12 protein-coding genes are annotated in these 12,916 nt (G+C 67.1%); 2 read left to right on the top strand and 10 right to left on the bottom strand.

Annotated features, from left to right (window positions below; genetic code table 11):
• Window positions 1-74: 74 nt before the first annotated feature.
• From EPL00_RS03590 to EPL00_RS03620, 7 genes are all read right to left on the bottom strand, one after another.
• On the bottom strand, window positions 75-932 hold the full coding sequence (locus EPL00_RS03590; RefSeq protein ID WP_135851787.1) for a hypothetical protein: 858 nt from the start codon (window positions 930-932) through the stop codon (window positions 75-77).
• Between the two features lie 45 nt (window positions 933-977).
• On the bottom strand, window positions 978-1,997 hold the full coding sequence (locus tag EPL00_RS03595; protein WP_238398112.1) for a CPBP family intramembrane glutamic endopeptidase: 1,020 nt from the start codon (window positions 1,995-1,997) through the stop codon (window positions 978-980).
• 81 nt (window positions 1,998-2,078) lie between these two features.
• Complete coding sequence (locus EPL00_RS03600) at window positions 2,079-2,642, bottom strand: type 1 glutamine amidotransferase domain-containing protein (RefSeq protein WP_135851786.1); 564 nt, start codon at window positions 2,640-2,642, stop codon at window positions 2,079-2,081.
• Between the two features lie 78 nt (window positions 2,643-2,720).
• Window positions 2,721-3,902, bottom strand: coding sequence for a molecular chaperone DnaJ (gene dnaJ / locus EPL00_RS03605; RefSeq protein ID WP_135851785.1), 1,182 nt, complete (start codon window positions 3,900-3,902; stop codon window positions 2,721-2,723).
• A gap of 543 nt (window positions 3,903-4,445) precedes the next feature.
• Window positions 4,446-6,380: a molecular chaperone DnaK gene (gene dnaK / locus EPL00_RS03610; protein WP_135851784.1), complete on the bottom strand. Its 1,935-nt coding sequence runs from the start codon at window positions 6,378-6,380 to the stop codon at window positions 4,446-4,448.
• Between the two features lie 208 nt (window positions 6,381-6,588).
• Entirely contained in the window at window positions 6,589-7,242 is a 654-nt protein-coding gene (locus tag EPL00_RS03615) for a nucleotide exchange factor GrpE (protein ID WP_135851783.1), read from the bottom strand.
• Between the two features lie 80 nt (window positions 7,243-7,322).
• Window positions 7,323-7,781, bottom strand: coding sequence for a luciferase domain-containing protein (locus tag EPL00_RS03620; protein WP_135851782.1), 459 nt, complete (start codon window positions 7,779-7,781; stop codon window positions 7,323-7,325).
• Window positions 7,782-7,946: 165 nt separating this feature from the next.
• Here EPL00_RS03620 and EPL00_RS03625 point away from each other — a divergent pair, with 165 nt between their 5' ends.
• Window positions 7,947-9,290, top strand: coding sequence for a DEAD/DEAH box helicase (locus tag EPL00_RS03625; RefSeq protein WP_135851781.1), 1,344 nt, complete (start codon window positions 7,947-7,949; stop codon window positions 9,288-9,290).
• 3 nt (window positions 9,291-9,293) lie between these two features.
• On the opposite strand, the gene EPL00_RS03630 is transcribed toward EPL00_RS03625, so the two are convergent.
• Window positions 9,294-9,707, bottom strand: a complete 414-nt coding sequence (locus EPL00_RS03630) for a hypothetical protein (RefSeq protein ID WP_162224138.1) — start codon at window positions 9,705-9,707, stop codon at window positions 9,294-9,296.
• A gap of 77 nt (window positions 9,708-9,784) precedes the next feature.
• Here EPL00_RS03630 and EPL00_RS03635 point away from each other — a divergent pair, with 77 nt between their 5' ends.
• A complete protein-coding gene (locus EPL00_RS03635; RefSeq protein ID WP_135851780.1) occupies window positions 9,785-11,335 on the top strand; it encodes a DUF790 family protein in 1,551 nt (516 codons plus the stop codon).
• A gap of 41 nt (window positions 11,336-11,376) precedes the next feature.
• Here EPL00_RS03635 and EPL00_RS03640 read toward each other — a convergent pair whose 3' ends face one another.
• Window positions 11,377-11,916, bottom strand: coding sequence for a DUF7122 family protein (locus tag EPL00_RS03640; RefSeq protein WP_135851779.1), 540 nt, complete (start codon window positions 11,914-11,916; stop codon window positions 11,377-11,379).
• Window positions 11,913-12,821, bottom strand: a complete 909-nt coding sequence (locus EPL00_RS03645) for an RsmB/NOP family class I SAM-dependent RNA methyltransferase (RefSeq protein ID WP_135851778.1) — start codon at window positions 12,819-12,821, stop codon at window positions 11,913-11,915. Before EPL00_RS03645 ends, EPL00_RS03640 begins: the two co-directional genes overlap by 4 nt.
• Between the last annotated feature and the right edge of the window lie 95 nt (window positions 12,822-12,916).

The raw sequence follows: 12,916 nt of genomic DNA on the forward strand, positions 1-12,916 counted from the left end.
CTCGTAAACCTCCGTACGGCAAACGTTGCGGGGACCTCCCAAGTAACTTGCTCAACGACCGCTCGCGGTGGTCGCTACTCCCGCCGAGGGAGGAACCGGTCAAGCGCGGCCGCGACCTCCTCGGGGTCTTCGACCTCGGTGGCGTCCCGGCGAACGTCGCGCAGGCCCCACGCCGACCACCCCGCCCGCCGAACCACGATTGCGTCGTCGGTCACGTCGTAACTCTCGAAGTTCGACCACGGAACCAGATGCTTGTGAACCGGACTCCCCGAGACGAGTCCGGCCGAGGAGACCCGAATCTCGCGTGCGGTCGTGCTTCCGTAGAACCCCGCCGTCATCGGCGCGACGAGCTGGAACACCAACTGGAGCAGGTCGGACTGGAGCAGTATCCCCGCGACGAGACAGACGACGCTCACTGCGAGGAGACCACCGGCGACCCACTTCGCGCGCCGTCGGTCTCGGGCCGGGGCGCGGGCGCTGAACTCGACCGTCGGCGGCGCGTCCGCCAGCAGCGCCTTCGCGTGGCGGTTGTGCGAGGCCGCGACGAGACCGATGGACGCGAATAACCCCGCCACCGCACCGACGAGCGCGACGCCAGCGGCCGAACCGAGCGGTGCCTCGACTCCAGCGAGGTCCGCGACGAATAGACCGACCAAGTTGGCGAACGGGAGCGCAATCGCGGCCCAAATCCACCGCGTCCCGCCGAGGCGGACCGCCAGCGACTCCCGGCGACCGACCCGGCCGAGGACCCCCGAGACGAGCGTCAGACTTCCCAACAGGGCGAAAAACAGCACACCGGGGTCGGTCGTCCAAACCAGCGCGACGCCGATTGCGACCGCCGGGGCCGCGACCGTCGCCGCGTAGAGTCCGACGACGAACCCGTAGAAGTCGTCCGTGTCGTCGGACGAAACGGCGTGCGATGGCTCGGTCATCGTCGTTCGTCTGTCACGTCTCCGCCTCGTCGCAAAAACCTTCCGTCAGGCCCACTCGATTCCCAGTCCCTCGTGGACGACGAACTCCAAGGCGTTGACGAGGTAGTGGGCGACGACCACGACCAGCAGGCTCCCCGACAGCACGAACGCGGCGGCCAGCGCGAACCCCAGCAGGCCGGTCACGACGACGCCGCCGGGTCCCTGCGCGCCGTGGCCGATGGCGAACGCGACGGTCGAGAAGAGCGCGAGAATCCACGGCGAGACGCCGAACCCGGCGGCGAACGCGCCGACCAGCGCCGCCCTGAACAGTAGCTCCTCGAACCCCGCGATGACGGGGAGGACGACCCCCAACAGGACGACCCACCCGCGGAGCGTGTCGGGGGCGAGCGCCTCGCGCAGGCCCTCGGAGTACTCGACGCCCGTCGCGTCGAGGAGAACCGACGAAAGCTCGTTGGCGACGTAGAGCGCGACGCCGACGACGATGCCGAGACCGACCGCTGGCAGGCCGACGCTCCACGGGTCGCCGACTTCGACGCCGAGCGCGACCGGCGGCACGTCGGCCAACCACGCCGCGCCGAGGATGGCCACGCCGAACAGCCCTTGACTCAGCGCGACGTTCGTCAGTAGCGCGCCCGTCGAGAACTCGAAGTCGGCCCGCGCTCGCCGGGCGTCTACCTCCGACTCGTTTTCGCCCCACGGCGAGTCGGCGTCGCGCTCCTCGTCGTGCCACGGATTCTGGTCGGCGTCCTCCTCGCCGAGAGCGTCGCGGGCGCGGCGCTCGGCCCTCGTCGGGCCGGTGTCGCGGTGGTCCTCGATTCGGGCCGCGCCGGTCGCCGGGACCGCCGATTGGGTCGATTGCGCCGACCGCGGGTCGGAACCGGCGTCCGTCTCGTCCGGGACGGCCTCGTCGGAGGCGGCCCCGTCAGAGGCGGCCTCGTCCGATTTCGACGCCGTGCCCTCCTCGCCCTCGAACATCGCTTGGGAGGCCCGCGCGAGCATGACGAGCAGTCCGAGGACGAGCATCGTGACCGCGGCGAACGACGGGTACTGCGGCGCTGGCGGCATCGCTGTCGAGTACGTACCCCGTGGTCAAAAACGTCGGCCTCCGAGGGCGTGGGTCGCCGTCTCCACCCGCAGTTGGGTGGCTTACGGCGACTCGGCCGCGAACGTCTCGACCAGTTCGTCGGTGAACGCCGCGAGGTCGTCGGGCTTGCGACTCGTCACCAGTCCGTCGTCAGCGACGACCTCCTCGTCCACCCACTCGCCGCCCGCGTTGCGCACGTCGGTTCGGAGGCTCGGGTAGGAGGTCAGCGTCCGCTCGACGGCGTCGGCTTCGACCAGCACCCACGGCCCGTGACAGATGCTAGCGATGGGCTTGTCGTCCGCGAGGAGGTCCCCGACGAGTTCCACCGCCTCGTCGTTCGCGCGGAGGGTGTCCGCGCCCACGGTTCCGCCGGGAATCACGAGCGCGTCGTAGTCGTCGGCCGAGACATCCGCGAACGTCGCGTCTACCTCGTGGGACTCGGACCATTCGAGGTCGTCGTCCACCGTCTTCGCCTCGCCGGAGTCGCTACTGAGGACCTCGACGCTGGCCCCCGCGTCGGCGACGGCCTGCTTCGATTCGGCGAACTCGATTTCCTCTGTGCCTTCCGGTGCCACGAACACGCCGACGGTCAGTCCGTCGAGCGGTCGCTGGTCGGTCTCGCTCATTCGAATCGAAATCGGGGACCGATGCGGAAAAGGCAAGGGGCCGCGTCGTCGGCGCGAGGACGACGGGAGAGCGGTCGGTCAGAACGAGTTCTTGATCTTCTCGAAGAAGCCTTCGTCTACGCTGACCTCCTCGCCGCCAGCCTCGGCGAACTGTTCGAGAGCGTCTTTCTGTTCGTCGTTCAGGCTCTCGGGCGTGACGACCTGCACCTGCACGTAGAGGTCGCCCTGTCCGCGCCGCCGGAGACGGGGCATCCCCTTGTCCTTCAGGCGGAACGTCTCGCCGCTCTGGGTGCCCGCGGGCACGTCCATCTCGACGGTGCCGTCGAGGGTCGGAATCTCCACCGTGTCGCCGAACGTCGCCTGCGGGAACGAGATGGGTTCCTGCCGACGGAGGTCGTCGCCGTCGCGCTCGAAGTCCGGGTGGTCCTCGACTTCGACCTCGATGAGGAGGTCGCCGTTGGGGCCGCCGTTGGGACCCGGCGCGCCCTCGCGCTCCATCTGGAGGCTCTGGCCCGACTGGATGCCAGCGGGGACCTCGACCGACAGCGTGGCCTCCTTGCGGACCGTGCCGTCGCCCCCGCAGGTCGAACACGTCTCCGCGTAGATTTTCCCCTCGCCGCCACACTGGCGACAGGTCTGGGTCTGCTGGACGCGGCCGAGCGGGGTCTGTTGGACCTGCGTGACCTGCCCGCGACCGTTGCACTCCTCGCAGGTGTGGCTGTCGGTGCCCGGCGGGTGGCCCTCGCCGTCGCAGTCGTCACACCGCTCGGGGCGACGGACGCTGACCTGCTTCTGGACGCCCTCGAAGGCGTCTTCGAGGTCGATTGTCAGGCGCGTCCGGAGGTCTTGGCCCTTCTGTGCGCGGTTGGACCGGCCGCCGCCCGACCCGCCGCCGAAGAACTGCTCGAAGATGTCGCCCATGCCACCACCCATTCCGCCTTGGCCGCCCATGCCGCCGCCGAAGGGACCGCCGCCCATCCCGCCGCGACCGCCGCCCGACCCGCCGGGTCCGCCGTCGAACCCGCCGCGCTTCTCGGCCTGCTCGAACCGCTCGTGGCCCATCTGGTCGTAGGCTTGGCGCTTCTCGTCGTCGGTCAGTACCTCCTTGGCCTTCTGGAGCTTCTTGAACTTCTCCTCGGCGTTCGGGTCGTCGCTCACGTCGGGGTGGTAGTCGGTCGCCTTGTCGCGGTAGGCCGCCTTTATCTCGTCCTCGTCGGCGTCCCGACTCACGCCGAGTATGTCGTAGAAGTCCTCGCTCATTCGTTGTGCCTTCGTAATCGGTTCTGCCACTTGAAGGGACCGGGTTCCTACGAACTCGACGCGAACGAGCGAATCACGCGAGTGTCGCGTGTCGGACCTCGTGTCCGTCTCGTCCGTCGTATGAATCTCGGTTTGAATGAATAAAATTTATCAAATTGAGAGGGAAAACACACAACCGGCGATAGACAATGAATGTCAAACGACTCGCTATCACGCTCGTACTCGCACTGTGCCTCGTCACTGCGGGAACCGGTTCGGTCTCGGCCGCCGACGCGGGAACGAATCACTGCCTACCGGTTGAAGACACTTCAGTCATCCACTCGGACGTGGAGCCGGATTGCTGTCTGATTCCCCCATGCCCTACGTCCGGTGACTCGACCGCGAGCGCGTCCGGCGTATAGCTCCACCTAACTGTCGAACGATTTCTTCGGGACGCGGTGACTCGTCCGATGTGACGCCGCCGTCCGATTCCGACGAATCGAGCCCGTCGGTACTCGACAACCGACCGCACGACTGTAAAAATAGCAGACTGTTCAGACGCGATTACTTGTCTTCGTCGTCGTCCACGTCCTCGAAGTCGGCGTCCACGTACTCGTCGTCGTCGCCAGCGTCTGCGCCGCCGGGTCCGGCCTGCCCGCCCATGCCGCCGGGACCCGCCGCACCGCCGGGACCCGCCGCACCGCCGGGACCTGCGCCGCCCGGTCCCGCGCCCGCGCCGCCAGCACCGGCTTGGGCCTGCTGCTGGTACATCTGCTTGCCGATTTCCTGTAGCTCGTCGCTCAGGCTCTCGGTCGCGTCTTCGAGGTCTTCCTTCGTGGCGTCCTCGTCTTGGAGGACCTCGCGGACGTTCTCGATTTCGTCCTCGATGTCGGCCTTCAGGTCGTCGTCCACATTCTCCTCGTTCTCCTCGAGGAGCGTCTCGGCGCGCTGGATGGAACTCTCGGCCTCGTTGCGGGCCTCGATGCGCTCGCGGCGCTGTTGGTCCTCCTCTTGGTGCTTCTCGGCCTCCTCCTGCATCTCCTCGATCTGCTCGTCGGAGAGGCCAGCGCCGCCCTCGATGGTGATCTCCTCGGAGTTACCCGAGCCTTGGTCCTCGGCGGAGACGTTGACGATGCCGTTCTCGTCGATGTTGAACCCGACCTCGATCTGGGGCGTTCCGGCCGGGGCGGGCGGGATGCCCGTCAGCTGGAACTCGCCCAGCAGTTCGTTCTCCTCGGCGATTTCGCGCTCGCCTTGGAAGACTCGGACCTGCACGGAGGTCTGGTTGTCCGCGGCCGTGGTGAAGACCTTGGACTCCTCGGTCGGGATGGTGGTGTTCTTGTCGATGAGTCGCTCGAAGAGACCGCCCTTGACCTCGATACCGAGCGAGAGGGGCGTCACGTCGAGCAGGACGATGTCGTCCACGTCGCCGCTGAGGACGCCGCCCTGAATCGCCGCGCCCAGCGAGACCGCCTCGTCGGGGTTGACGTTCTTCTTCGGCTCTTGGCCGGTCATCTCCTCGACCTGCTCTTGGACTTGGGGCATCCGCGTCGAACCGCCGACGAGGATGACCTCGTCGATGTCCGACTCGTCGTAGCCCGCGTCTTCGAGCGCCTGCTCGGTCGGTCCGACCGTGCGCTCGATGAGGTCGGAGGTGAGACTCTCGAACTTCGCGCGAGTGATGCTCTCTTCGAGGTGGACCGGCCCCTCGTCGGTCGCGGTGATGAAGGGCAGGTTCACGTCGGTCTCCTTGCGCGAGGAGAGTTCGATCTTGGCCTCCTCGGCCGCGTCCTTCAGGCGCTGGAGGGCCTGTCGGTCCTCGCGGAGGTCGATGTTGTGGCTGTTCTGGAACTCGTCGGCCAGATAGTCGATGATGGCCTCGTCCCAGTCGTCGCCGCCGAGGTCGTTGTCGCCGTTCGTGGCGACGACCTCGTAGACGCCGCCGCCCAAGTCGAGGATGGACACGTCGAAGGTGCCGCCACCGAGGTCGTAGACGAGGACCGTCTGGTCGGACTCGTCGTCCAGTCCGTACGCCATCGACGCGGCGGTCGGCTCGTTGACGATGCGCTCGACCTCGAACCCGGCGATTTCACCGGCGTCCTTGGTCGCTTGGCGCTGTTTGTCGTTGAAGTAAGCGGGGACCGTGATGACCGCCTTCTCCACGTCGTCGCCGAGGTACTCCTCGGCGTCGCGCTTGATTTTCTGGAGAATCATCGCCGAAATCTGCTCGGGCGTGTACTCCTCGCCGTCGATTTCGACGGTGTAGTCCTCCTCGCCCATGTGGCGCTTGATGGACTGAATCGTGCGCTCGGGGTTCTGAACCGCCTGATTCTTGGCGGGTTTCCCGACGAGTCGTTCGCCGTCGTCGAAGGCGACGACCGAGGGCGTGGTTCGCTCGCCCTCGCTGTTGACGATGATCTCCGGGTCGCCGCCCTCCATGACCGCGAACGCGCTGTTCGTGGTGCCGAGGTCGATGCCCAGAATCTTGTTGCTCGCCATCTTGTTCGATACGTTGCGGGTTCTTCCGTTTAAGCCTTGCTAGTCTGGCTGTACGGGGTCGTCGCTCTATCCCGTCCCCCTCTTGCGGTTTTTGAATCTCACTGTGCCCGTGAATGACATACTTATATATCGGACCGCAATTCTACTCGTCGGCGAACGCGGTATTCGAAGAACGAAGTGATTCGAAGACCGGCTCCGCGCGGGTCGATTACTCGTCGTCGCTGACCGTCACCTGCGCGGCCCGCAGGACCTTCTCGCCCATCTCGTAGCCCGGTTGGTACACGTCGGCGACGGTGCCCTCCGGCTGGTCGCTCTCGACCTGCATCATCACTTCGTGGCGCTGTGGGTCGGTCTCGGTGCCGGGTTCGGGCGCTATCTCTTCGACCTCCTCGTCTTCGAACACGCGGTCGAGTTCCTTCAGCGTCATCTCGACGCCCTCCTTCAGGCTCTCGACGTTCTCGTGGTCGTCCTCGGCGGCGCGTTTCAGGTTGTCGCGCACGTCCAGCAGGTTCTCCACGAGGTCCTCGGTCGCCCGGTCTTTCATCTGCTCTTGGCGCTTCTTCGCGCGCTTCTTGTAGTTCTGGAAGTCCGCGCGGTTGCGCTTGAGCTTGGATTCGAGGTCGTCGGCGCGCTCCTCGGCGTCCTTCCTCTCGGCTTCGAGTTGCGCGAGATGGCCTTCGAGGTCGGTGGCGAGTTCGGCGTCTCGGGCGGCGACCTCCTCGACGAGTTCGGTACTCTCCGGCCCGAGGAGGTCCGCCTCGGCCTGCTCGTCGGCCTCGGCCTCGTCGGCGTCGGCGCTCTCGGTGGCGTCGGTCTCGTCGGCCTGCTCGCGCACCTGCTCGGTGGTCTCCTCGTCGGTCATACGGGATACAAACGGTTGGGCGCGTTTAAGGATTCAGAAACCGGGCCGGGGTACCGACTTCGCGGGACGAGACGCGCATCTCAGGTCTCTATCACGCCCCTGCGCTCGAACGCCGCCCGGACCTCTTCGCTGATGTCCAACTCTTCCAGTTCCTCGGCCACGTCTATCTCCGCGAACATCTCCTCGCCCTTCGGCGTCTTCTTCAGGTTGTTCACGTGGTAGAGGTACGAGAGTCGTAACAGCCAGATGGCCTGCTCCACGTCGTCGTCGTCCTCCACGTAGCGCGTCGTCCACCCCGATTCGGGGACGACGTGATGCTCCTCGGTCTCGCCCTCCTCGACGAGGGTCTCGCGCAGACGCTTGGTGAACGGCACGTCCACGATGCCCCACCGGTGGACGTGGCCGACTTCCCGCGGCCCGAGGGTGAACTCCCGGCCCTCGAACCGGTGTTCGTTGGTGTTGACGTGGGGCCACGCGGCGACCTCCTCGATGATTCGGTCCACGAGTCGCGCCGCCTGACGCTTGTCTCGGTCCCCCATAGTCTCGCTCGAAGTAACGCCGTCTGGCAACTTAATCTACCCGCCCATCTATCGTAGAACGTATGCGAACGGTCTCGCGGAGTGTCGCCGCGGTTCGATACCGGTTTCGACCGCCGACCGACGGCGCGTCGCTTATGTCGCGTCGGAACCGAGAGTCAGCCAATCGTGGCCGACGCGACGCTCACCTTCGAGGAGGGAACCATCCGAATCGAGGCCGACCCCGACCTCGACCTCCCCCACGCCGAGACCGACGCCCGGTCGAAGACTTCGAGAGCGCCGGGGTTCCGGTACGCCGCGCTCCGCGACGTGCTGGACCGGCGCGGCGTCGCCTACGACGATTCGGTCCTCGACGCCCCCGACCTGCCCGACGTGGCCTCGACCTACGAACTCCGGGCGTACCAGCGCGACGCGCTCGCGGCGTGGCAGGACGCCGACCGACGCGGAGTCCTCGAACTCCCGACCGGGAGCGGGAAGACCGTCATCGGGCTGAAAGCAATCGAAGACCTCCAGACCGCGACGCTCGTCGTCGTGCCGACCATCGACCTGCTGGAGCAGTGGCGCAGCGAGTTAGAATCGGAGTTCGGCGTCCCGGTCGGCCAGTTGGGCGGCGGCGAGCAGACCGTCGAACCGCTGACGGTCTCGACCTACGACTCGGCGTACCTCCGGGCCGACGAGTTGGGCGACCGGTTCGGCCTCGCAATCTTCGACGAGGTTCACCACCTCGGCGGCGAGGGGTACCGGGACATCGCGCGACTGCTGGCCGCGCCCGCCCGGATGGGCCTGACCGCGACGTTCGAGCGCCCGGACGGCGCACACGAGGTCGTCGCCGAGTTGGTCGGCGAGCGCGTCTACGCCATCGACCCCGACGAACTCGCGGGCGACCACCTCGCGCCCTACGACATCAAGCGCCTCGAAGTCGAGTTGACTCCCGAGGAGCGCCAGCGGTACGACGAGGCCAACGAGGTGTTCACGAACTATCTCGCAACCTCGAACATCCGGATGCAGAGCGGGAGCGACTATCAGGAGTTGGTCAAGCGGTCCGGGTCGGACCCCCGAGCGCGCGAGGCCCTGCTGGCCAAACAGCGCGCCCGCGAGGTGATGATGAACAGCGAGGGGAAAGTCCAAGCTCTCGAAGAAATCTTCGCTGACCACCGCGACGACCGCGTCATCGTCTTCACTGCGCACAACGACCTCGTGTACCGCCTCTCGGAGCGGTTTCTCCTGCCCGCCATCACCCACCAGACCGGCGCGGCCGAGCGCCGCGAGATTCTGAGCCGGTTCCGCGAGGGCGACTACTCGCGGGTCGTCACCTCGAACGTGTTAGACGAGGGCGTAGACGTGCCCGACGCGAACGTGGCCGTCCTCCTCTCGGGGAGCGGAAGCGAACGCGAGTTCACCCAGCGCCTCGGCCGCATCCTCCGACCGAACGACGACGGCCGACCGGCACTCCTCTACGAGGTCGTCAGCGCCGAGACCGCCGAGGAGCGCGTCGCCGAACGGCGGAGATGAGTGTTACGAGTCGAAGGTCCGGATGTCCGAGTTGATGGAGCCTTCGCGGAGGAACTGGTCGTAGGTGAACACGAACTCGACGGTGACGGTCTCCGATTCGCCAGCGCCGAGCGTCACCTCGACCTTCTCGCGGGTCGCGTCCGTGGCGACGCTCCCGTCGTCTGCGGTCTCGTTGCCCGAGGCGGATTCGGCCGCGGTGACGGTCAGGTAGAGGGTCCCGGTCCCCTCCGCGTCGCCTCGATTCTCGACCGTGGCGTCCACGACCAGCGCGCCCTCCTCGCCCTCGCGGAACTCGGTGTTCGTCACCGTCAAGTCGGGACTCGGTCCGTCGTCACCGCCCGCGCATCCCGCCAGCGAGGAGAGACCGCCGGTCGCACCGACGAGCGCGCAGTGCCGTAGCGTCTCGCGCCTTCGCATAGCCGGGAGTCCCAGTCCAACGGAATGAGTCTTCTGTTGTCCGACCGTTTTTGTACGCCCCGGCCCTCTCTCCCGGTATGCTGACCAAGGACCTGCTTCGCGTCTCCAGAGCGGGCGGGGGCTACCATCCCCAATTCGCCGGGCGAGAACACCGGCCGCTGGCCGCGCGGGTCCTCGGCACGTTTCAGGGCCACGTCGGCGAGGAGCGGAGCGCCCTCGATTCCGCGCTCGCGGACCTCGAAGGCGAGGCCGACCACTTCAAGCTGGTCCGGGGGTTCGCCAAACTCCTCGACCGCGAGGCCGTCTTCGAGACCCGCGCCGCGGTGCCGCCCGAGCGCGCCCGCAGAGCCGCCTTCGAGGCCGCCGAGGAGGTCGGCGTCGTCTCCGAAGCCGAGCGCGGCGACGCCCTTCGGCGCGCTGGCGACCGCCTCGCGGCGTCTCCCGACCCCCAACAAATCGCCGACTCGCTGTACGCCGACTTGGACGAGCGGCAACTCCTCGCTAACTTCGACGCGCGTTGGGACCCCGACCAACTGCTTGCGCAGTACAACCTCTCGCTGGCCCAGACCGCGCTGTTCGACGCGACCGAGTTGCGAGTCCGCACGTCGGACCCGAAGGCGCTCGTCTCGGCGGTCAAGCGCCTGCGACTGATGTACGAGATTCGGAAGGGGGAGGGCGAGCGGGACCGCGACCGGGAGACGCCACTCTCGGACCGCGAGGTCGTCGTCACCGGTCCGGACGCCCTCTTCCGCTCGACGCGGCGCTACGGGACGAGGTTCGCGCGACTCCTCCGGACCGTCGCCAAGGCCGACTCGTGGACCCTCTCGGCGACCATCGACGACAAGGGCACCGAGCGCACGCTCTCGCTGTCGGACGCCGACCCGGTTCGCGTGCCGGGCGTCGAACCGGTCGCGGACGTGAGCTTCGACAGCGGCGTCGAGGCCGACTTCGCCGCGCGATTCGAGTCGCTGGACTCGGACTGGGACCTCACCAGAGAGCCGGAACCGCTCGAAACCGGCGCGCGGGTGATGATTCCGGACTTCGCGTTCGATTATCGACACGCCGACTTCCGGGTCTTCTTCGAGATTATGGGGTTCTGGACGCCCGAGTACGTCGAGAAGAAGCTGAGTCAGCTCGAAACAGTCGAGGAGGTCGAGCTACTGGTCGCGGTGGACGAGAGTCTTGGCGTCGGCGAGGAGATAGCCGCCCGCGACCACCGCGCGATACCCTACTCCGGGACGATTCGGCTCAAGGACGTGCGCGACGCGCTCCGGCGCTACGAAGACCAGTTGGTCGCCGAGAGCGTTGCCGACCTGCCCGACGAACTCGCCCCGGCGGCCGACGCGATTTCGCTCGAAGCCCTCGCCGACGAGCGCGGCGTCAGCGAGGAGGCAGTCGAGGAGAAGACGTTCCCGGACCACGAGCGCGTCGGGCGGACGCTCGTCCGGCCCGCACTCCTCGATTCGCTCGGCGCCGACATCGAGGCCGGGATGGCGTTCTCGGAGGCCGAGGAGTTGCTGGCCGAGCAGGGAATCGAGGACGCGAGCGCGCTCCTCTCCGAACTTGGCTTCGCCGTCGAGTGGGAGGGACTGAGCGGCGGGACGCTCAGAGAAAAGGAAAGCGCATAGCGGACCAGTCGAATCGAGTGGCGGCGGCCGCGGAACCCGATTCAGAGGTCGCGCTGACGACCCTTCGGCACCAGACTCTTGAGTTCGCCGTGGACGAACAGGCCGACGCCGAGGGGTTCGCGCTCGCCAGCGAGGTCGTGGGTGGCGACCAGATACCCCCAGTCGCCGTCCCAGTCTAGCTCTTGGTCCTCGCCGCGGACGAACCGCCGGGCCTCCTCGCGGGTGAGTTCGACCACGTTCTTGGTCGCCTCGCGGCCGAATCGCTGGACCGCGTTGGTCGTCGGCTTCCAGTGTTCTTGCCGGGTGCGGAGGAACTTCATCCCGAGGGCTTCGATGCGAATCGGCGACGAGACCTCGCCGTGGAGAATCCAAATCTTGCCCTTGCCCTTCTCCCAGAAACTGTACTCCTCGAAGGTCTCGGGCCGGATGGCGAACCGCTGGTCCCACCAGTCCAGCACCTCCTCGCGGGTCGCACGCCCCTCGACCTCGCGGTCGTCGGCCGTCGCGGGCAGGCGGTCGAACTGCTGGCCGTCGTTGGTCGGCGCGTCGCCGGTCGGTCCGCCGTTGGATTGCTCGGTCATCCCGTCACCTCCAGTTTCGCGCAGAAGAACCCGCCGGTGTCGTTGTGGTGGGGGTAGAACCGCTTCGCCTTCCGGACGCTCTCGTCGTAGCTCTCGTCCTCGAACTCGGTGACGCCGGGCCGCGAGTCCAGCGGGAAGTCGAACTCCACGAGTCGGCAGTCCTCCGCGTCGAGCGCGTAGTCGAGGACCGCCTCGTTCTCCTCGGGCGCGAACGTGCAGGTCGAGTAGACGACGGTGCCGCCCTCCTTGGTCGCCTGAATCGCGCGAGTGAGGATGCCCTTCTGGACTCCGGCGACGCTCCGGACGTGGTTTAGCGACCAGTCGTCCAGCGTGGTCGGGTTCTTCCGGATGGTTCCCTCACACGAGCAGGGCACGTCCACGAGCGCCTTGTCGAACGAATCGAAGTCGAACGGTTTGAGCGAGAAGTTCCGCGAGTCGGTGTTCGTGACTGCGGTGTTGGTCACGCCCAGACGCTCGGTGTTGAACCGCAACGCCGAGAGTCGCCCGAGGTTGTTGTCGTTGGCGACGACCAGTCCCTCGTCGTCCATCAACGCGGCGAGTTGGGTCGTCTTACTCCCCGGCGCGGCGCAGGCATCCCAGACGCGCTCGCCGGGTTCCGGCGCGAGAACTTCCGCGGGAATCGCCGAGACCTCCTCTTGGCCGTGAATCCAGCCGTGGTACGACGCCCACGTGCTTCCGGGGTTGTCGGTGTCCAACTCCAGCACGGCGTCGGACCACTCGCGGCCGGTCCAGCCGACGCCCTCGTCGTCCAACGCCGCCCTCGCTCGCTCCGGCGTGGCCTTGATGGTGTTGACCCTGACCACCGAGGGGAGCGGGCGCTGGCACGCGTCGAGGAAAGCGTCGAACTCCTCGACCAACGGTTCGTAACGCTCCAGTTTCTCCATTGCCAGCCGATTGGCGCGAACGGCGTTTGTGGGTTTCGGAAAGAACTGTGGGACTCGCGCGGCCGTAGCCGTTACCCGTCTTTCCCTCGTCATCC

It is taken from the genome of Halorussus salinus, assembly GCF_004765815.2.
GTDB classification, from domain to species: domain Archaea; phylum Halobacteriota; class Halobacteria; order Halobacteriales; family Haladaptataceae; genus Halorussus; species Halorussus salinus.